General features: G+C 68.2%; 18 protein-coding genes. 9 read left to right on the top strand and 9 right to left on the bottom strand.

Annotation, left to right across the window (positions count from 1 at the left end; all coding sequences use genetic code 11):
• Positions 1 to 114 precede the first annotated feature (114 nt).
• The gene (locus QSK35_RS15955) at positions 115 to 1,824 is read left to right on the top strand and encodes an alpha-L-fucosidase (RefSeq protein WP_285746747.1); all 1,710 of its coding nucleotides are present in this window, start codon (positions 115 to 117) and stop codon (positions 1,822 to 1,824) included.
• On the opposite strand, the gene QSK35_RS15950 is transcribed toward QSK35_RS15955, so the two are convergent.
• Positions 1,799 to 4,924: an AfsR/SARP family transcriptional regulator gene (locus tag QSK35_RS15950; protein ID WP_285746746.1), complete on the bottom strand. Its 3,126-nt coding sequence runs from the start codon at positions 4,922 to 4,924 to the stop codon at positions 1,799 to 1,801. The genes QSK35_RS15955 and QSK35_RS15950 overlap by 26 nt on opposite strands.
• 76 nt (positions 4,925 to 5,000) lie before the next feature.
• Between QSK35_RS15950 and QSK35_RS15945 the strand changes: the two genes are divergently transcribed.
• Positions 5,001 to 5,786: a polyketide synthase dehydratase domain-containing protein gene (locus tag QSK35_RS15945; protein ID WP_352243947.1), complete on the top strand. Its 786-nt coding sequence runs from the start codon at positions 5,001 to 5,003 to the stop codon at positions 5,784 to 5,786.
• A complete protein-coding gene (locus QSK35_RS15940; RefSeq protein WP_285746742.1) occupies positions 5,783 to 6,775 on the top strand; it encodes a catalase family protein in 993 nt (330 codons plus the stop codon). Before QSK35_RS15945 ends, QSK35_RS15940 begins: the two co-directional genes overlap by 4 nt.
• 65 nt (positions 6,776 to 6,840) lie before the next feature.
• On the opposite strand, the gene QSK35_RS15935 is transcribed toward QSK35_RS15940, so the two are convergent.
• The 5 genes from QSK35_RS15935 to QSK35_RS15920 are packed head-to-tail and all read right to left on the bottom strand — an operon-like array spanning position 6,841 to position 11,417.
• Positions 6,841 to 7,377, bottom strand: a complete 537-nt coding sequence (locus QSK35_RS15935) for a DUF742 domain-containing protein (protein ID WP_285746740.1) — start codon at positions 7,375 to 7,377, stop codon at positions 6,841 to 6,843.
• Between the two features lie 6 nt (positions 7,378 to 7,383).
• Positions 7,384 to 7,788, bottom strand: coding sequence for a roadblock/LC7 domain-containing protein (locus QSK35_RS15930; protein ID WP_285746738.1), 405 nt, complete (start codon positions 7,786 to 7,788; stop codon positions 7,384 to 7,386).
• Complete coding sequence (locus QSK35_RS15925; RefSeq protein WP_285746736.1) at positions 7,785 to 9,878, bottom strand: sensor histidine kinase; 2,094 nt, start codon at positions 9,876 to 9,878, stop codon at positions 7,785 to 7,787. Before QSK35_RS15925 ends, QSK35_RS15930 begins: the two co-directional genes overlap by 4 nt.
• Before the next feature lies 1 nt (position 9,879).
• Positions 9,880 to 9,987 (bottom strand): MFS transporter small subunit, encoded by a 108-nt coding sequence (locus tag QSK35_RS42840; protein WP_502881659.1) that lies wholly within the window; start codon positions 9,985 to 9,987, stop codon positions 9,880 to 9,882.
• Complete coding sequence (locus QSK35_RS15920; RefSeq protein WP_285746734.1) at positions 9,984 to 11,417, bottom strand: OFA family MFS transporter; 1,434 nt, start codon at positions 11,415 to 11,417, stop codon at positions 9,984 to 9,986. The genes QSK35_RS42840 and QSK35_RS15920 overlap by 4 nt, the downstream gene beginning before the upstream one ends.
• 261 nt (positions 11,418 to 11,678) lie before the next feature.
• Here QSK35_RS15920 and QSK35_RS15915 point away from each other — a divergent pair, with 261 nt between their 5' ends.
• Complete coding sequence (locus QSK35_RS15915) at positions 11,679 to 12,098, top strand: DUF485 domain-containing protein (RefSeq protein WP_285746732.1); 420 nt, start codon at positions 11,679 to 11,681, stop codon at positions 12,096 to 12,098.
• A 2-nt stretch (positions 12,099 to 12,100) separates the two neighbouring features.
• Complete coding sequence (locus QSK35_RS15910; protein WP_285746730.1) at positions 12,101 to 13,675, top strand: monocarboxylic acid transporter; 1,575 nt, start codon at positions 12,101 to 12,103, stop codon at positions 13,673 to 13,675.
• Positions 13,676 to 13,740: 65 nt separating this feature from the next.
• Here QSK35_RS15910 and QSK35_RS15905 read toward each other — a convergent pair whose 3' ends face one another.
• The 3 genes from QSK35_RS15905 to QSK35_RS15895 form a co-directional block, all read right to left on the bottom strand.
• Complete coding sequence (locus tag QSK35_RS15905; protein ID WP_285746728.1) at positions 13,741 to 14,622, bottom strand: hypothetical protein; 882 nt, start codon at positions 14,620 to 14,622, stop codon at positions 13,741 to 13,743.
• A 215-nt stretch (positions 14,623 to 14,837) separates the two neighbouring features.
• Positions 14,838 to 15,245: a nuclear transport factor 2 family protein gene (locus tag QSK35_RS15900; protein ID WP_285746726.1), complete on the bottom strand. Its 408-nt coding sequence runs from the start codon at positions 15,243 to 15,245 to the stop codon at positions 14,838 to 14,840.
• The gene (locus tag QSK35_RS15895; protein ID WP_285746724.1) at positions 15,242 to 16,648 is read right to left on the bottom strand and encodes an AMP-binding protein; all 1,407 of its coding nucleotides are present in this window, start codon (positions 16,646 to 16,648) and stop codon (positions 15,242 to 15,244) included. The genes QSK35_RS15900 and QSK35_RS15895 overlap by 4 nt, the downstream gene beginning before the upstream one ends.
• A gap of 154 nt (positions 16,649 to 16,802) precedes the next feature.
• On the opposite strand from QSK35_RS15895, the gene QSK35_RS15890 reads away from it, so the two are divergent.
• From QSK35_RS15890 to QSK35_RS15875, 4 genes are all read left to right on the top strand, one after another.
• Positions 16,803 to 17,306 carry a SigE family RNA polymerase sigma factor gene (locus QSK35_RS15890; RefSeq protein WP_285746722.1) on the top strand — a complete coding sequence of 168 codons (504 nt, stop codon included), beginning with the start codon at positions 16,803 to 16,805 and terminating at the stop codon, positions 17,304 to 17,306.
• Complete coding sequence (locus QSK35_RS15885) at positions 17,303 to 18,259, top strand: LCP family protein (RefSeq protein WP_285746720.1); 957 nt, start codon at positions 17,303 to 17,305, stop codon at positions 18,257 to 18,259. The genes QSK35_RS15890 and QSK35_RS15885 overlap by 4 nt, the downstream gene beginning before the upstream one ends.
• Positions 18,260 to 18,347: 88 nt before the next feature.
• Positions 18,348 to 19,181: a helix-turn-helix domain-containing protein gene (locus QSK35_RS15880; protein ID WP_285746719.1), complete on the top strand. Its 834-nt coding sequence runs from the start codon at positions 18,348 to 18,350 to the stop codon at positions 19,179 to 19,181.
• A gap of 7 nt (positions 19,182 to 19,188) precedes the next feature.
• Positions 19,189 to 19,356, top strand: coding sequence for a DUF397 domain-containing protein (locus QSK35_RS15875; RefSeq protein ID WP_285746717.1), 168 nt, complete (start codon positions 19,189 to 19,191; stop codon positions 19,354 to 19,356).
• Positions 19,357 to 19,510: the final 154 nt, after the last annotated feature.

Genomic DNA, 19,510 nt, shown 5'->3' with positions numbered 1-19,510 from the left:
GGGGTAGTTACATCCGATGTCTGTCACTAGGCTGGCGCGCACCGTCGCCGCGGACCACCCACAGGAGGGTCTGTGCGCACTTCAATAGTGGCGGCTCTGCTTCTCATAGCGACCTTGGCACCCGCGGCACAGGCCGCGCCGGGCACGAACTACGCGACCGACGACCCGTTGACCTCCTCCCGCACCGAGTGGTGGCGGGACGCGAAGTTCGGCATGTTCATCCACTTCGGCACCTACGCGTACTGGGGCGGCGAGTACACCCGCAAGGACGGCACCGTCTGCCAGGACGCCGAGTGGATCAAGCTGCGCTGTGAGATCCCGTGGAACGAGTACGAGGCCGGGGCGAAGAAGTTCAACCCCGCGAAGTTCGACGCGAACGCCATCACGGACCTCGCCAAGGAGTCCGGTCAGCGCTACATCGTCTTCACCGCCAAGCACCACGACGGGTACGCGATGTGGCCGACCAAGACCAACAAGTGGAACCTGCGCGACCACTCGGCGTTCGACAAGAACCGTGACATCCTCGCCGAGATGAAGAAGGCGTCCGACGCCAAGGGCATCAAGTTCGGTCTCTACTACTCGATCACCGACTGGCACGATCCCGGAACGGCGGGCGACGCCGCCGCGTACAAGAAGACCATGCGGGAGCAACTGACCGAACTGGTCCGCGACTACCATCCCGCGACGCTGTGGTTCGACGGCCACGGCCGCGACTGGTGGACCCTCAAGGACAGCGAGGACCTGCAGGCGTACCTGCACCAGCTCGACCCGAAGCTGATCCTCAACGACCGCGTCGGCAAGAGCCGGATCGTCGACGGCGACCACGACACGCCCGAACGGCACCAGAACATCCCCACCAAGCCGATCGAGGGCACGCTGTGGGAGTCCTGTGTGACCACCAGCAACCGCTGGGGCTGGGCGCGCTACGACACCGCGTTCAAGCCGGCGAGCCAGATCACCCGGTTCCTGCTCGACATCGCCGGCCGCGACGGCAACCTGCTGCAGAACATCGGCCCGGACAACAACGGCGTCATCCCCGAGGGCGCGCAGAACAGCCTGCGCGGCGTCGGCAAGTGGCTCGCGGCGAACGGCCAGAGCCAGGCCGTCTACGGCACGACGCTCACCGGCCTCGTCGGTGATCCCGAGTGGGGCGCGGTGACGCGCAACGCGGGCAAGCTGTACCTCAACGTCTATGACTGGAGCCAGAAACTGCACCTCACCGCCCTGGACAAGTTCGGCATCACCGGCGCCAGGGTGCTCGGCAGCGACCAGAAGGTGACGTGGCAGGCGGCGGGCGACGGGTACGACATCTCGCCACAGGGGCAAGCGACCAACACGACCGCGACGGTCATCGAGCTGACCATCACGACGCCCGAGGCGAAGCTCGGCAACGGCACCGGCCTCACCGCCGAGTACTGGGACAACGCGGACTTCAGCGGCAAGCCGAAGGTCCGCAAGACCGAGCGGACGCTCAACTTCGCCTGGCGCCAGGGCGGTTCGCCGGCCTCCGGCATTCCGGTGGACAACTTCTCCGCGCGCTGGACCGGGTTCGTGCAGCCGCAGTTCAGCGGACCGCACACGTTCCTGACCGTGTCCGACGAGACGGTGAAGGTGTGGGTGGACGGCAAGGTCGTGATCGACAACAGCACACCGCACGGACCGAAGCTCGACAAGGGCACGGTCACGCTGGAGGCCGGCAAGAAGTACTCGATCCGCGTCGACTACACGGAGAAGACCGGCGAGGCCTTCCTGAAGCTGTTGTGGTCCAACCCGAACCGCAAGCAGCGGGTCGTCCCGGTCACCCAGCTGTACCCGCAGGGATGACGGCCGGATCACCCGTGTAGCGGGCGATGATCTCTCCCGCCTCGTCCGCCCGGCCGAGTTGGAACAACGCCTCGGCCTGACCGAGCACGTGCCCGGTCTCGCGCTGGATGTCGTACGCCTCCTGCGCGAGACCGGGCACGCCCAGCTTCGCCAACGTCGTCAACGCGCGGCCCTCGTACACCCGGAAACCTCTGGCGCGGCACAGTTCCAGGGTCTGCTCGGCGTGCAGAATCGCGGCCTCATGATCGCCCGCGGAGTGCAACGCCCGCGCGAGGTCGACGCCCAGCCACACCTGGTGGTACGCCCGGTGCTGCTCCCGCGCCAGGCGCAGGCCCCGCGACAACGCCGAAACGGCCTCGCGGTGGTGGCCGAGCCGGTCGTGGATCACCCCGATCGTCGAGAGCACCGCCAGCACGATGTGGTGCGACGCGGACTCCTCCGCGGCGGACAGGACCTGCCGCGTCAGCTCCAGCGCCTCGGCATTGCGGCCGGCGAGGCGGTCGAGCTCGGCGACGATCAGCGACGCGTGCAGCTCCCACGTGTGCGCGCCCAGCGCGCGGCCGAGCCGCACCGCCCGTTCCCCGGACTCCCGTGCGCGATCCATGTGCCCGAGGTCGATGAGCAGGTTCGTCATCACCACGCTGATCGACGCCTCGTTGACACCCCCGTGGGCGCCGCGGAGGCAGTCGAAGGCGCGTTCGGTGTGCTCGAGCGCCTCGGTCAGCCTCCCCCGCTGGTGCTTCGCGACGGCCAGGTTGTTGAGCACCATCGCCCGCCGGAACTGGTCGTCGCTGGTCAGCGGAAGGGCCTGTTCGAGCGACTCCTGCATGCGCGCGGGCAGGCCGAGCAACATGGTGATCATGCCGATGTTGTTGAGGCACAGGTACTGCCCGACCGGGTCACCGGCCTCGCGGTAGAGCTCCAGCGCCGTTTCGAAGCGGCTGTAGTCCGGCTTGCTGTCCAGTTCGAGGTGGGCGGTGCCGAGCGCGGCGTGCATCGCGGCCTGGCCGAGCACGTCACCCTCGGCCTCGGCGGCGCGCAGCCCGGCGTTCGCCGTGGTCAGCCAGTCGTCGAAGTGCTTGCGCAGCCAGAAGAACCGGCGCAACGCGTCCGCCAGGTGCCAGCCGAACTCGCGCGGCCCCTCCGTCGCGCAGTGCAGGGCCGCCGTCACGAGACTCTCGCGCTCACCGTCCAACCAGGACAGTGCCTCGGCACGGTCCGCGAACGGCGACGCCTCGACCGGGCGTTGCAGGCGGGCCATGCCGGGCGTGAGCAGGTCGAGGGCGGCGTCGGTGGTGTGCAGGTAGTACAGCAACAGCCGGTAGTGCGCGGCGTCGCGTTCGTCGTCGTCGCGCACGAGTCCGCGGGCGTAGAACCACAGCAGGTCGTGCAACCGGAACCGGCCGCGCGTGTGCGGCTCGACGAGGCTCGCCCCCTCCAGCACGCCGATCAGCTCGGCGCACGGCTCGCCGCAGAGCGCGGCGGCGGCCTGTGGCGTGAAGTCGGTGCGCGGCAACAACCCCAGCAACCGGAAGAGCCTGCGGGCGTCCGGCGGCAGGGCGTCGTAGGAGAGGTCGAACGCGGCGGTCACCATCGCCTTGCGGTCGCCGGTCATCGAGAGCTTCGCGAGCCGGTCGTCGCCCTCGAGCTCCGCGACCGCGTCGGCGATCCGGTCGTGCGGGCGGCTGGCCAGGTTGCCCGCGGCGATGCGCAACGCGAGCGGCAGGTACCCGCACAGCTCGGTGAGCCGTGCGACGGCGTCGGGTTCGGCCTCGGCCCGGGCCTGCCCGACGACCCGCGCGACCAGCGAGCGGGCCTCCTGCGGCGACAACAGGTCGAGCGCCACGTGGTGCGCGTCCTCCAGCGCGGTGAGCCCGAGCAGGTCGTTGCGGCTGGTGATCACGACGGCGCTGCCGGGCGTGCCGGGCAGCAGCGGACGCACCTGGTCCGGGGTGGCCGCGTTGTCCAGCAGCACCAGCACGCGCCGACCGGCGAGCAGCGAGCGGTACAGCGCCTCCCGCTCGGCGTCGTCGCGCGGGATCTGGTCGGAAGGGATGTTGAGCGCGCGCAGGAACTGGGCCAGCGCGTCGGACGGAGTGGTCGGCGGCACCTCGTCGTAGCCGCGCAGGTTCAGGTAGAGCTGCCCGTCCGGGAACCGGTCGCGCACGCTGTGCGCCCAGTGCACCGCGAGCGCGGTCTTGCCAACGCCCGCCGTGCCGGCGATGGCGGTGATCACGACGGCGGAGGCCTCCTGCGCGAGCAACGAGTCGAGCTCGGCGAGGTGCTCCAGCCGTCCGGTGAACCGCGCCAGGTCTGCGGGCAGCTGCGCCGGTGCGCGCGACGGCGGTGGCTTCTGCACGACCGGCGGCGCTTCGGCGTCCTGGTTGAGGATCGCGTGGTAGGTCTCGCGCAGGCTGCGGCCGGGGTCGACGCCGAGCTCGTCGAACAGCAGCTTGCGCGTGCGCGTGTAGACCTCCAGCGCGTCGGCCTGCCGGTCCGACCGGTACAGCGCGAGCATCAGCTGCTCGGCGAGCAGCTCGCGGAACGGGTTGAGCGCGAGCAACGAGCTCAGCTCGCCGACGAGCTCGCGGTGGCGCCCCAGTTCGAGCTCGTAGGCGAAGCACTGCTCGGCGACGGCGACGCGGCGTTCGTCCAGCCGGTCGGTGTCTGCCCGCAGCGCGCGGCTGTGCAACCCGGCGAGCGCGTTGCCGCGCCACAACCCGAGCGCGGCGCGCAGGTGTGCGACGGCCTGCTCGGGCGGTGCGCCCTGGGCTCGTTGCACATGGTCCTCGAACACCCGGACGTCGACCGTGCCGGCGTCGGGCGGGATCCGGTAGCCGGGCCCGTCGGTGATGACCACATCGGACTCACCGGCGCGCTCGAACGCGGCGCGCAGCTCCCCAATGGACTTGTGGATCTGGTGCTTCGCGGTCGACGGCGGCTCGTCGTCCCACACGACGTCGACCAGCTGCGACGCGGGCACGACCTGGCCGTTGGACAACAGGAGCGCCGCCAGTACCTTGTGGTTTCGGGCGCCGCCCAGCTCCACCCGGACGCGGCCGGACACGGCCTCGAGCGGTCCCAGTATCCCGAACTCCACACCCGTCAACTTAGCGGCACGCCTGCGGGAGCGAGACGGTAGCGAGACGGGACCACCCGTCAGCAGTGTCCGCGTGGTGACCCAGATCCTGCTTCGAGCGGACTCGCACCCGTACCTGGCCGACCACGAGATCGCCGGAACACCCGTGGTGCCGATGGCCCTCGTGCTGGAGTGGTTCGCAAGGTCGGCCGCGGCCTGGTCGGACTGCCCGGAACCGCTGGTGCTGCGCCGGATCTCGGTGCTGCGCAAGCTCACGCTGAACGGGTTCCACACGGACGGCGACCGCTTCACCGTGCACCGCCAGGTCACCGGCCCGGACCTGGCGATCACGCTGGTCGACGGCGAGGGCATCCCGCACTACCGCACCACGGTCACCACCGACAACACGCCGGAACCGGACGAGATCTGGGCCGTTCCGATCGGCCTGCGCCCACCGTCCAGATCGGACACCTACGACGGCCGGGTGCTGTTCCACGGCCCGGCGTTCCGCGCCATCAAACGCGTGCACGGCATCTCCCCGAGCGGCGCGGTCGGCGTGGTGACCGGCACCGCGGAGCTCGGCTGGCCGGGCTGTGACTGGCGCACCGACCCACCGGCCGTCGACGGCGGCCTGCAGCTGGCCGTCCTGTGGGCCGAGCAGGTCATCGGCGCGGCCACCCTGCCCATGTCGATCAGGGAGTTCCGCGTGCACCAGCCGGGCCCGCTTCCCGGTCCCCTGCGCTGCTTCGTGCGCAGGCGCCGAGCCGAGTCCCTCTACGCCGAATGCGACATCGGCTTCGTCGGCGTCGATGGCCGGCCGCGCCTGGAGCTCACCGGCGTCTCCCTGATCGTGCGTCCCGACCTCGGCGGAGCGACAACATGATGATCACCAAGGGCGCGGACGACCCGCGCCTGCGCGACGTGGACAACGAGTTCCGCGAGGTCCTGACCGCGCTACTCCCCATGGTCCGCGCAAGTGTCGTGTCCCGCCGCCGCTTCTTCCACCCCACCGCCACGACGCTGCGCGGCACCGTGCGCATGCTCGACTCGCTCGAGATCCCGGACCACACGTTCTTCCGGCCGGGCCGCCAGTTCAGCGTGCTGGCCCGGTACTCCAACGGTTTCGGCACCGACGACATCGCCCCCGCGGTCCGCGGCCTGACCCTGCGCTTCACCGAGCGCGTCAGGTCGACCGACGGCGTGCTCGACCTGTTGCTCAACACCGGCGAATGCTTCTACGTCCCCACCGCCGACGCCTTCCGCCGCGTGTCGGTTGAAGGGCCGCTGCGGGACGAGCTGCTGCGCCGCAACCCGCACTACCGCGACGTGATCTGGCGCAGCGTCCGCCGTCCCGCCTCGTTCGCCACATACCACTACTACTCACAGGCGCCTTCGTGTTTCGTCGCTTCCGATTCGTCTTTGTGGTTCGCGCGGTATCGCGTGGTGCCCACCTCTGGGTCGGATCGCAGCGCCGTGAACCCTTCGGGAATGTGGATGCCGCCGCATCCGCCGAACACGTTGTCGCGCGATCCGGACGATCGGCGGCCCCGGTCGTATCTGCACGATGACCTGCGGTATCGGGTCACTTCCGCGCCCGTCACCGCGGTGCTGCAGATTCAGTTGCATCCTGGGGATGATCCCGAATCCACTTTGGACTGCACCCGGCCTTGGGCTCAGCCCTGGCATGACCTTGGGGAGGTTTCGCTCGATCGGTTGGTGGACAACGAGGTTGTCGAGGGGTTGCGGTTCAGTCCGGCTACCGCGCCGCCCGAGTTGGGGATCGCGCTGGCTCGGACGCCGCACGAGAACGCTTCGCTCAACCACCTGCGGGCGCTCGTTTATCACATGGCGGCTTCGGCGCGGCTCACCTGAATTGCTATGGGGGGAGCTTTCCAAGCGCCCAGCGCTTGGAAAGCTCCCCCCATAGCAACTGTCCGTCAGAGCCGCTTCAGGCCCGTGAGCACCCGCTCCAGCAGCCCCATGTCCGGCCGATCCTGCCCGTTGGACGAAGCGGTCAGGTGCACGTCGAGCAGACCACGCCCCGCCATGTCACCCAGCAGAACCTTCGCCACCCCAAGGGGAAGCCCGCGCAACGCAGCCACCTCGGCCACCGACCGGGGCTGGTGGCACAGCTCGAGCACCTCGTGGTGCTCGGGCCGCAGCTGGGCGTGCTGCGCGCGTTCGTTGACCGAGACCAGGGTCTCGATCTCCAGGTGGTAGTCGGACTTGGTGCGGCCGCCGGTCCACGCGTAGGCGCGCACGATCGACGCCGAGCGGTCGGCCGGGGCCGCCGGGAACAGGTCGAAGCGCTGCGTGTCGAACAGGTCGTCCGGCAGGTCCTCCTCCGGAACGGACGGCTCCGGGGCCGGCGGGTCGTCCGCTCGGCGCCGGATGCGCGCGCTGTCCAGGCTGAACCCGTTGAGCAGGTCAGCGAAGGAGACGGGCTCCTCGTCAGTCTCGTCGTCGAATCTCACGCTGCATCACGCCCTATGGAGCTCTGCACGCATCTCGGGCGTGAGGAGCTCGCCTACCTGTCGGACGATCACGGTCATCTCGTAGGCGACCTGGCTGACGTCACTGTCAGCCGACGCCAGCACGGCGAGGCAGGCACCGTCTCGAATGGACATAAGCAGCATCACTCCGCGTTCCATCTGGACGACCGTGCGCACGACCGCGTCACCGGCGAAACAACGAGAGGCGGTGTCCGCCAAGCTGGAGACTCCCGCGGCGATCGCGGCGAACTGCTGCGCGCGATCGTCGGACAGGCAGCCGGACTTGAGCAGCAGCAGGCCGTCCGTCGAGATCACCACGGCGTGGGAGACGCCGGGAACGCGCTCGGTGAAGCTGGTGACCAGCCAGCCGAACTGCTCCACCTGCGTGCTCATCTGCTCTCCTGAAAGCCTTGCCGCACACCGCGTTGATAGTTGACGAGGAAACCTCTTGCCTGCTCCGGTGTCTGCCGGGCAACGGGTTTCGGCGCGCTGTCGAACCAGGAGTGTCCTCGCACACCGACATCATCCACGGCCTGTCCACGGAACGACGACCAGGTGTCCTCTTCCACAACGGGTCCCTGGCGGGGAGGTACCAGGTCAGCGGGCACGACGACCACCGCGCGCACCCCGAGGCCGTGCGGCGCGTGCTCCAGCTGTACTCCGATGCGGTGACGCCAAGCGAGACGCCCGACGACGAAGAGGCCCATCTCGCGGAACACCTGGACCTCGGCACCGTCTTGCGCGGCAAGGCGTTCGTTGGCCTTGACCAGGTCGTCCGGGCTCATGCCGATGCCGGAGTCGATGATCTCGATGGCCACCGCGCCGTCCGGCGCGGCCTGCGCGCCGATCACCACCTGGGTGTGCGGCGGGGAGAAGGCGGCGGCGTTGTCCAGCAGCTCCGCGATCAACCGGACCAGGTCACCGGCCACGTAGCCCAGGACGTCCACGGCGGGCGTCTTCTGCACCACGACCCGTTGGTACTGCTCGATCTCCTGGGCGCCGGCGCGCAACACGTCCGGAAGAGGGACCGATCGAGTGAACCTGCGGGTCGCATCACTACCCGAAAGGACCATCAAGTTCTCGTTGTTGCGCCGCATGCGGGTCGCGAGGTGGTCGAGTTTGAACAGGTTCGCGAGCTGCTCCGGGTCCTCCTCGAACTTCTCCAGCTCCTCCATGAGCTTCAGCTGCCGCTCGACGAGGCTCTGGCTGCGCCGGGAGAGGTTCACGAAGATGTTGCGCATGTTGGCGCGCATGTCGGCCTGTTCGACGGCCGCGCGCACGGCCTGCTGGTGTACCGCGTCGAACGCGCGCGCCAGCTCGCCGAACTCCTCGGTGGTGTGCACCGGCACGGGGTCGATGCTCGCGTCCGCGCGGCCGGTCGAGACGACCTTGGGCAGCTGGTCCCACGCCACGTCGAGGGCCGCGCGGCGCAGCGTGTTCAACGACCGCAGCAGGTAGCGGCCGATCACGAAGCCGACCGTGCCGGCGATGATCAGGCTGGCGAACAGGATGACCGACGCGCCGCCCGCCTGGTCGCTGGTCTCGGCGCGCAGCTTGTCCGCCGCGCCGCGCAGCTCGCCGAGCAGGCCCTTCGCCACCTCGTCGAGCGATCCGGCGGTGCTGGCGCACACGCGCTTCCACTCGCCGGCGGCGATCGGCAGCGGCTCGGGCTTGGGCGCCTTGGCACCGGCGGGCTTGTCGTCCAGTGCCGGGTGCGTGAGGGCGGTGTTCAGCATCCGCTTGTGGGACTCGATGTCCGGCCCGTTGAACTTCTGCCAGTACGTCTCGAGCTGCTTGGGCGTCACGAGCGCGGCGAACTCGCCGGTCGTGTACTTGAGGCGGACGTTGGACTCCTCCAGCGTCCGGATCTCCTCGCCCAGCAGCTGGCTGCGCGCGAGGCCGGCGAGCACGATCGCCTGCTGGTGGCGGACCTGTTCCTGGACGTTCGCGACCTCGTGCAGCGCGACCGCGGTGCGCGAGAGGCCCGCGTCGCCGAACTCGCTGCTGAGCGCCTCGTCGACGTCGAGCAGGACGTCGACGACCTCGGTGTAGTCCGCGACGGCCTTGGTCGACTCGAGCTCCTTGGCGCGCACCCGTTCCCGCAACGACGCGAGCCCGTCCAGCCGCCGCCCGGCGTCCGCGAGCCGGGTCTGGACGACCTCGCCCAGGGCCTCGGTGCGGTCGACCGACTGCCGCAGCGCGCCGCGCGCGGCGTCGGTGGCCACGGTCTGTTCGAGGTAGGCGGACGACGTGCCGTCCTCCGCCGCCTGCCAGCGTTCCGCCTGCAGCCCGCTGAGCACCGGCAGCAACGCCGTGCGCAGTTTCACCAGGCGCTGCATGGCGGCGTACGAATCGGCGCGGGCCACATATCCGTGGATCTGCAGTACGCCCGCGCCGATCGCGATGGCGACCGGGACGACCAGCACCGCCGCCAATTTCACGGGCAGGCGCCAGTTGCGCCAGTCGACGATCTTGTTGAACATTTTATGAGAACAGCTTGGCCGCGTTCAGGGTCAGGCGGTAGAGGCCGTACAGCAGTGGCACGGTCACCCACGTCCAGGCAGCTAGCAGCAACACCCTTTGCGACTTCACTTGCGCACCACGCCTTCTTGGGAATCCACATCGGACTGCACGGCTTCTGCCTCCGCTTCCGCTTCCGCGGCGTTCCACTTGGCGGCCGTCTCCTCGTCCGTCCCGACCGGCTTCTTCACGGTCGATGCGGCGGGTTCGGCGGCCGGCTCGTGGAACCGCGCGTTCACCGGGCGGATCAGCTCGTTGGCGATGAAGCCGACGACGAGCAGCGTGATCATGATGTAGAACGACGTGGTGTACAAGTCGGGGCCGGTGTGTCCCGCCGACTTGCCGATGTCGGCGATCCTGTTCACGATCAGCGGGCCCAGCACGCCGGCGACGGACCACGCCGTGAGCAGCCGGCCGTGGATGGCGCCGACCTGGAACGTGCCGAACAGATCCTTGAGGTACGCCGGGACGGTCGCGAAGCCGCCGCCGTAGAACGAGAGGATCACCATCGCGGAGATCACGAACAACGGCTTGGACGACGAACCCGCGAGCGCGATCGTCAGGTACACCAGCGCGCCGACGCCGAGGTACAGCCGGTAGATGTTCTTACGGCCGACGAGGTCCGAAGTGGACGACCAGACGATGCGGCCGGCCATGTTCGCCGCGGAGAGCAGCGCGACGAAGCCCGCCGCCGCGGTCGTGGCGACCGGGGTGGGAGTGTTCTTGAAGAAGTCGACCAGCATCGGCGCCGCCTTCTCCAGGATGCCGATGCCCGCGGTGACGTTGAAGCAGAGCACGATCCACAAGCACCAGAACTGCGGCGTCTTGATCGCGTTCTTCGCGGACACGTTGAACGCGCTCGCGACCGTCTTCTGCTCGACTTCCTTCGCGGGCAGGCGGATCAGTGCGACGCCAACGCTCATGAAGATCGCGTAGACGAGACCGTGCACGAGGAACGTCTGGCCGATGCCGCCCGCGTCCTTACCGAACGCCTCCAGCATCGAGGTGGACCACGGGGACGCGATCAGCGCGCCGCCGCCGAAGCCCATGATCGCGATACCGGTGGCCATGCCCGGCCGGTCCGGGAACCACTTGATCAGGGTGGAAACCGGTGAGATGTAACCGATTCCCAGGCCGATGCCGCCCACGATGCCGTAGCCGAAGACGATCAGCCAGTACTGCTGCGTGAACGCGCCCACGGCCGAGATCAGCAGGCCGGAGCAGAAGCACACGAGCGAGACGAACATCGCCCAGCGCGGCCCCTTGCGTTCGACGACCGTGCCGCCGACCGCCGCCGAGAGGCCCAGCATCACGATGGCGAGCTGGAACGGCAGGGCGCTCGCCGTTCCGGTGATGCCGAGAGATTTCTCCAAGGGGGTCTTGAACACGCTCCAGGCGTACGCCTGGCCAATTGACAGGTGAATCGCGAGCGCCGCGGGCGGAACTAACCAGCGGTTCCATCCCGGCGGTGCGACGGTACGCGAGCGGTCCAGCAGGCCCACTTTTTTCCACACTCCCCAATAGGCGGACCGGGCGATCGTAGGACAGTCGGACACGTGTGCCAATGCCCGCGATTTTGTTGACGGCGCACACAGATTCGTTGACTCTTCACTGACCTACTCATGAGTCACCCTCAACTGTCACCATTTGAGACGAATGCAAGGCGCAAAACGGACAGATCAGGCCCCCTGAAGTGCACATGTGTCATTGACTGGACACGTGTTACCGCTACCCTGGTTGCCGCCAACGAGGGGTGGGGGTCGATGACCAAGGCGCTGTGGTCGCCTGCAGAATCGCGTCGCACACATCACGAAAACTCGGGATTCGCCACGTTCGCCGATCCCGATACTCCGTCATATGTCGACGTCGATGGAAAGCCCGACTTCGAACTCATTCAGAGCAGTGCGGAATTCAGTCTTCTGCGCCGGCGGCTCGTCTACTTCATCTTTCCGATGAGCGCGCTGTTCCTCTGCTCGTACATGACGTTCGTGCTGCTGTCGGCTTATGCCTATGACATCGTGAGCAAGCGCGTGTTCGGCGTGGTCAACCTCGGCATCCTGCTCGGCCTCGCCCAGTTCGTGTCCACGATCATCATCACCCTGTCCTACGCCCGGTACGCCAGGCGCAAGCTCGACCCGCAGACGCAGGTCATCCGCTCGATGGCGGGTATCGAGGAGAAGTAGCCGTGCAGACCGGCAACCCGGCGCTGAACCTCAGCGTCTTCGCGGTGTTCGTCCTGATCACGCTGTACATCGTCTACCGGGCGAGCAGCCGCAACGTCACCGCTTCGGACTACTACGCCGCGGGCAGCAGCTTCAACGGCGTGCAGAACGGCGTCGCGCTGTCCGGCGACTTCCTGTCCGCCGCGTCGTTCCTGGGCATCTCGGGCGGCATCGCGGCCCACGGCTACGACGGCTTCCTCTACTCCGTCGGCTGGGTCGTGGCGTGGCTGGTCGGCCTGCTGCTGATCGCCGAACGCCTGCGCAACACCGGCCGCTTCACCGTCGGCGACGTGCTGGCGTACCGGATGAAGCAGCGCCCGGTCCGCGCCGCCGCCGCGAACGCGACGCTGGTGATCTCATTCTTTTACATGATCGCCCAGATGGCGGGAGCCGGCGGCCTGATCGCGCTGCTGCTCAACGTCGAGTCCAAGGTCGGCCAGGCACTGCTGATCGCCGTCGTCGGCGCGGTCATGGTCTTCTACGTGCTCGTCGGCGGCATGAAGGGCACGACCTGGGTGCAGATCATCAAGGCCGTGCTGCTCCTGCTGTGCGTGACCCTGATGAGCGTCTTCCTGCTCGGCAAGTTCGGCTTCAGCCTGTCCGCGATCATGGAGAACGCGGCCGAGCACAACAAGCTCGGCGAGGCCGTGCTCAACCCCGGCGCCCAGTACGGCAAGTCGTTCGTGTCCAAGCTGGACTTCGTGTCGCTGGCCCTGTCGCTGGTGCTGGGCATCGCGTCGCTGCCGCACGTGCTGATGCGCTTCTACACCGTGCCGAACGCCTCCGAGGCGCGCCGTTCCGTCGTGTGGGCGACCTGGACGATGGTCACCTTCTACCTGTGCACGCTGGTGATCGGCTTCGGCGCGATGGCGCTAGTCGGTTCCGATGTCATCGCCAAGGCGCCCGGCGGTGAGAATTCGGCGGCGCCGCTGCTCGCGTTCCACGTCGGCGGCGCGGTCCTGCTCGGTGTCGTGTCCGCGGTCGCGTTCGCCACGATCCTCGCGGTCGTCGCGGGCCTGACGCTCGCCGCCTCGGCGTCGTTCGCGCACGACGTGTACGCCAGCGTTCTGAAGCGCGGCAACGCCGACCCGCGCAAGGAGGTCCGGGTCGCGCGCATCACCGCGATCGTGGTCGGATTCCTGTCGATCATCGGCGGCATCGCGGCCAACGGCCAGAACGTCGCGTTCCTCGTGTCACTCGCCCTGGCCCTGGCGGCCTCGGCGAACCTGTCGACGATCCTGTACTCGATCTTCTGGCGCCGGTTCAACACGGTCGGGACGCTGTGGTCGATCTACGGCGGCCTGGTGTCGTGCCTGGTGCTGATCATCTTCTCGCCGGTCGTGTCCGGGACGCCCAAGTCGCTGATCCCGACCGCGGACTTCGACTGGTTCCCGCTCGGCAACCCCGGCCTGATCTCCATCCCGTTCTCGTTCCTGTGCGGGTTCCTCGGCACGATCTTCAGCAAGCCCGAGGGGAACAACCGCAAGGCGGCCGAGATGGAGGTCCGCGCGTTCACGGCCATCGGGTCGGGTCTCTAGGTTGTGTCCTGAAGGGCACCCTCAGGGCGTCTGGTGTCCTGAGGGTGCCCTTCACGGCACTTCATTCACGACATGAGGACGACCGGAGGGCGTGGAGTGGCTGATGCGGCGCGGTGGGCGCTCAGCAACTCCCGAATGACAGCGGCACGATCGGTGCGCAGGCGCGACGGTAGGGTCTGCAGGACTAGCACACCGGCCGCCGCGTATCTCGCGTTCCGATCAAGCGTGCGTTCGTAGCCTTCCCGGTCGTAGTGAAAGCTCGTCGAGTCGATCTCCCACGCCAGTCCGACGTCGTCCCACCACGCGTCTGGTGTTCCCACGTACTGGCCGTCCAGCGTGAACAGCCGCTTGTTCCAGTGATCGGTGGGCACGCCCGCCTGCCGCGTGATGTCCAACGCGTCCTTCTCGGCCACCGAGCGCACGAGGACGGCGTCCGTCAGCAGGCGCCTCGGCAACGCCGTTCCTCGGGTGCTTCCGCGTTCCAACTCAGTGGACAGGAGTTCCGGAGTGCAGTTCTTCCACTGGATGGCCTGAACGAGCAGTCGCAGGATCAGATCCTCGTCCTTTGTGGTGCGACAGCTGTCTAGGACCGCTCTGGCCACGGGTGCGAGCGGGACTCCGTCTCGAAGGACCGGCAGCGGGAGTCGTCTGGTGCGCTCGACTACGAGAAACCCCTCACTGCGAAGTCGCTGTTCGTGTGGCACCAGCACGTGGATCTTCTGGTCGTCGGTGACATCCCGCATCCCGTGGCGGCGGCACGCCTCACGTCCGGTGATGATGGCACGCCGTCCCCCGTACACGAGTGCGGCTTGGACGAGTTGCTCCGCAGTGGGCGGTGCGTTCTGCAGGAGCACCACGCCCGGAAGCAGCCGTCGCCAGGGCCCACCAGGCAAGCACCGCCGGTACGACGTCCGGCTCGGAACGCCCATGTCTTCGAGCGTTGCCACCCTGATGACACCTCGACAGCTGCGCTTCCGGAGGAGTTCGTCCTGACCAGCCCATTTGCTTCGTCTCATAGCTCCGATCGTGGAGCGTGTCCCCAGCGCGGCGTGGCCTGTTCCGGCAGCCTGTGGATAACTCCCTGGTGTCGTGAGGGGCACCCTCAGGACACCAGACGTCGTGAGGGGCACCCTCAGGACACCAGACGTCGTGAGGGTGCCCTTCAGGGCGTGATCTGGGTCTGTTGGGGAGGGGAGGTGAACTCGACGGTGAGGGCGACTATCTGGTCGTCCTCATCAACGGTGTAGTGGGCGCGCATCGGTACCGTGACGGCATCCCCGGCCTCCCCGCGTTCCGGGATCGGAAGGTAGTCGGTGGGGCCGAGCGCGACGAAGTGCACGGTGAGATCCACGGTGATGGTGTGGCCGTCGATCGCGATCCGTTGCGGGACAATGGTTTCGAACAACGCCTCGTGCGCGGCGACGAACCAGGCCAGCGCCTCGTCCCGTCCGGACAGCGTGACGATCGGGAAGACGATCTCGACGTCCGGCGCGTAGTACTGGCCGGTCAACCGCTTCCAGTCCTGGGCGTTGAAGGCGGCGATGTAGTCCAGATAGGACTCAAGGTTCACGTGATCTCCGTGTTCTCAGGCCGAGAGTTCCGGCGAGGCGTCACCCACGCCCGCAGCTCCCGGCGGGCGAGCTTGCCTGCCGGGGTCACCGGCAGTGAGTCGACGAACTCGGCCGAGCGGATGCGCTTGTACGGCGCCACCTCGGCCGCCACCCAGTTCAGCAGCTCCTCGGCGGTGACGTCCCCACGCCGCACCACGAAGGCATGGGGCAGCTCGCCCGCGACCGGGTCGGCCACCCCGACCACACCCGCGTTCACGACCGCGGGATGCCTGCGCAGCAACGACTCCAGCTCCCCCGGCACGACCTGGTAACCCTTGTACTTGATGAGGTCCTTGAGCCGGTCGACGACCCAGTAGCAGCCGTCGGCGTCCACGCGCACCAGGTCCCCGGTGCGCAGCCACTCACCGACGGGCTCCTCACCGACATAGCCGCGCATCACCTGCGGACCGGACACCCACAGCTCCCCCGGCGTGCCCGGCGGCACGTCGGAGCCGGACACCGGATCCACGACCCGGCAGCGCGTGCCGGGCACGGGCCGCCCGATCGAACCCGGCGGGGTGGCTTCGTCAGCGAGATGCGTACCGGGGCTCGCCTCCGTCATGCCGTAGCCCTGCCGGATCGGGCAGCCCAGCCGCTGTTCCGCCGCCGCCAGCAGCGCGAGATCCGCCGGAGCCCCGCCGCACAACACCCCGCGCAACGCGGGCAGCGGCCCAGCGGTGGCCAGCGTGGCCAGCACCGGTGGGGCGATGTGCAACCGGGTGACCCGATAGCGGTGCAGCAGGTCGAGATAGGCCTCCGGGTCGAAGCGCGGCATCGTGACCACGGTGGCGCCGGCCGCCAGTGCGGCACCCAGCACCAAGGTCTGGCCGTACATGTGGCAGAACGGGATCGCCGCGCAGAACACGTCCTGCTCGGTCACCGGGCTGATCTGCTGGTGCTGGGCGATGTTCGCCACGATGTTGCGGTGCGTCAGCAGCGCGACCTTCGCGCAGCCGGTCGTGCCGCTGGTGGTGGGCATGACCGCCACGGCGTCCGGGTCGACAGAAGGAAGCGTGCCGACGTCCGAGCCGGGCAGATCGCCCAGCGAAGCAGCCGTCACGACCACGCTTGCGTTCGTGGCGCGCACCTGAGCGGACACCTCGGCCGCGGTCAGCATCGGGTTCACCGGCGTGACCGCGAGGCCCGCACGGAGTGCGCCGTGGAAGGCGACGGCCCACGCGGGCTCGTTGCGGGCGGCCAGCGCCAGCACGTCACCGGGTCGCGTGGTCCGCAGCAACGCCAGCGCGTACCGGCGGCTGCGCGCCTCCAGTTCGCGATGGGTGAGCACCTCACCGGTGAGCCCGTCGATCAGCGCCGGCCGGTCCGAGGACCGGAGCACCGACGAGCTGAGATCTGCGACCACGCGGGCTGTTCCTTTCGCATCCAGCAAAGTGGGGATGCTGACGATTTCAGGTCGCGCCCTGGCCGAAAGTTCACACGTGACCTGGGCCACAGCGGTCAACAGGGGAAGATGCGGTGAGGGTTTCCCCCTCCGACACCCGGAGAAAGGGGAAGTCGTGCCGGAAGGGTACGAGCAGTTCGTCGCCGATCGGCTCGATCGGCTGCTGCGGTACGCCACCGCGATGACCTGCGACAAACACCTGGCGCAGGACATCGTGCAGAACGTGCTGATCAAGGCGCAGCGCAGGTGGGACCGCATCAACGCCATGACCGCGCCGTACCTGTACGTCAAGCGCATGGTCACCAACGAGTACCTCTCGTGGCGCCACCGCAAGGCCGCCAGGGACCTCGCCACCGAGCACGCGAAGCTCGCCGAGATCGGGCCGGCCATCCAGGACCACGCCACGCAGCACGCGGAACGCGACGCGATGCGGAAAAGGATCGCCATGCTGCCCCGGCAGCAACGGGCGGCGCTCGTGTTGCGGTTCTACGAGGACAGCACGGACGCCGAGATCGCCGAGATCCTCGGCTGCACGGAGGGGACCGTGCGCAGTCACATCTCCCGCGCGTTGAGCACGCTCCGCGCCACCCAGCCGTTCGCAGAGGAGGCACTGCGATGACCGACCTGATCCGCGAAGCCATCGCCGCCGAGGCCGACGAGCGCGTCGACCCGCGCACGGTCATGGCCGAGTTGCAGAAGAAGAGGCGCCGCAAGCCGTTCGGGCTCATCGCGGGCGCCGGACTCACCGCCGCGGCCGTCGCCGTCGCGGTCACGGTTCTCGTGCCGCGCACGGAGCCGTCGATCAACGTCGCCACGGCGCCCCCGGCACAGCCGCAGACGGTGTTGCTGATGGGGCTCGACGACTACTTCCACACCGACGCCATCGTGCTCGTGCACGTCGACGCCAACGGCGCGCTCGGCTCGGTGTCGATCCCGCGCGACAGCGTCGTGGACATCCCCGGCTTCCGGCGCGAGCGCATCAACGAGGCCTACACCGAGGCCTACCTCGACCCGAAGGGCGAGGATCCCGACGTCGCCGGCGCGAAGAGCCTCGTGAAGACGGTCGAGCAGCTCACCGGCACGAAGATCGACCACTGGGCGTCGGTGAAGATGTCGGCGTTCGGCAAGGTCGCGGACGTGCTGGGCGGCGTCGACGTCTGCCTCAAGGCGGCGGCCAAGGACACGTTCTCCGGGGCGGACTTCCCCGCCGGGCGCGTCAGGTTGGCGGGCGACCAGGCGCTCGCGTTCCTGCGCCAGCGGCACGGCCTCGAGAACGGCGACCTCGACCGCGTCGCACGGCAGCAGGCGTTCCTCGGGTCCGTCGTCGCGAAGCTGGCGCAGCAGCCGGACAAGCTCGGCGACATCGTCAAGGCGATCAACCCGAGCGTCAAGGTCGACGACGGCTGGGACGTCCTCGCGTTCGCCAAGCAGATCAAGCAACAGGTCGCGTCGGGCGTCATCCCCGTCGGCGTCGGGGACCCGATGACCCCCGGCCTGGCGGTCGATCCCGCGGCCGTGCGGGAGTACGTCAAGACACCGCCCACAAAGGACCCTGACACCTGCGTGCGATAGGTGGAAGCCTTCCACCACAACGCCTTTTCGGGTTGACTTCGGCCCAAACGATAGCGCGCACGGCGAACTGGGATCTACTTTCCCAACCATGCCAAAGCGAGTTTCCACAGTGCGGGGGCGAGAGTTCGGCGACGGTGTGCGCGCCGCTCTCGCCTCCGCCGGGCTCAGCGGCCGCGGCGCGGCGGAGCTCATTGGATGGGACCACGCCAAACTTTCCGATCTGATCAACGGAAAGGGCGGCTCCACCGAGGTCGAGCTCGGCGTGCTGTTGGGCATGCTGCGCGTGCCGCCGGCCGAGCGCGACCACCTACTGACGCTCTTCCGCGAGACCAACCGCAAGGACTGGTACCAGCCACACGGCCAGTCCCATCCGATCAGGCCTCGCACGCTGGTCGAGCACGAGCGCAAAGCGATCCAGCTGATCAGCTGGCAGCTCTGTCTGGTGCATGGCCTGTTGCAGATCCCGGACTACATGCGGGCCGTCATCGCCTCCTCCGCCACCGCGCCGTCGAGGCAGATGGAGGAGCGGGTCGCCGCACGACTCGCGCGTCAGGAGGTGTTCCGGAAGGGCGACCTGCAAGCGACCTTCTACATGCACGAACAGGTGCTCCATGTGCCGATCGGCGGCAAGGCGGTGCTGTCCGAACAGCTGTACCACTTGCTCCGGATGTCGGCGTGGTCGTACATCTCGCTGCGCATCGTGCCGACATCGGTCGGTGCGCACGCGGGTCTCGCGGGGCCGTTCAACATGATGAAGTTCGAGAAATACGAGCCGGTCGTGTTCCTGGAGAGCGAGAACTCGAGCCTCGCCATCGAGGCAGCCGACTCGGTCAAGGGCTACGAGATGGTCGTGAAGTCACTCGAACGGACAGCGTTGGATGAGGAACAATCAAGGGGGTTGATCACCCAACTCGTGACTTGAGGTAGGCATGGGCATCTGGCGCAAGAGCAGCTACAGCGCAAACGCTAGCGACTGCGTCGAGGTCGGTGTCGGTGTAGGTATCCGGGACAGCAAGCACACCGCCGCCGGCCACATCCCCGTCACCGCGCCCGCCTGGGCCGCATTCCTGAAGGCGATCAAGACGCGCGTCGGATGACCTGCGCGATTTACCACCACCCACACCCTCTGCGGCCGTATCGGCTGGCGTGACGCTATTGACCCTTCTGGCTGCCGTCGCTTCGGCGATGGTGGCCAGGAGGGTCTTCGGCAGGTAGAGTCCCTTCTCCGCCGCCGGAAAGCGCTTTCCCGAT

This window comes from Lentzea sp. NBRC 105346, assembly GCF_030269605.1.
In the GTDB taxonomy this organism is placed as follows: Bacteria; Actinomycetota; Actinomycetes; order Mycobacteriales; family Pseudonocardiaceae; genus Lentzea.
Note: the sequence above shows the minus strand (reverse complement) of the source record. Positions and strands in the feature narration are given on the sequence as shown.

Bases quoted from the DNA above. Each gene is read 5' to 3' on its own strand.
- QSK35_RS15885 (WP_285746720.1), top strand. From the start codon at position 17,303: ATGACCGACCTGATCCGCGAAGCCATCGCCGCCGAGGCCGACGAGCGC.
- QSK35_RS15930 (WP_285746738.1), bottom strand. From the start codon at position 7,788: ATGAGCACGCAGGTGGAGCAGTTCGGCTGGCTGGTCACCAGCTTCACC.
- QSK35_RS15875 (WP_285746717.1), top strand. From the start codon at position 19,189: ATGGGCATCTGGCGCAAGAGCAGCTACAGCGCAAACGCTAGCGACTGC.
- QSK35_RS15915 (WP_285746732.1), top strand. From the start codon at position 11,679: ATGACCAAGGCGCTGTGGTCGCCTGCAGAATCGCGTCGCACACATCAC.
- QSK35_RS15940 (WP_285746742.1), top strand. From the start codon at position 5,783: ATGATGATCACCAAGGGCGCGGACGACCCGCGCCTGCGCGACGTGGAC.
- QSK35_RS15880 (WP_285746719.1), top strand. From the start codon at position 18,348: ATGCCAAAGCGAGTTTCCACAGTGCGGGGGCGAGAGTTCGGCGACGGT.
- QSK35_RS15925 (WP_285746736.1), bottom strand. From the start codon at position 9,878: ATGTTCAACAAGATCGTCGACTGGCGCAACTGGCGCCTGCCCGTGAAA.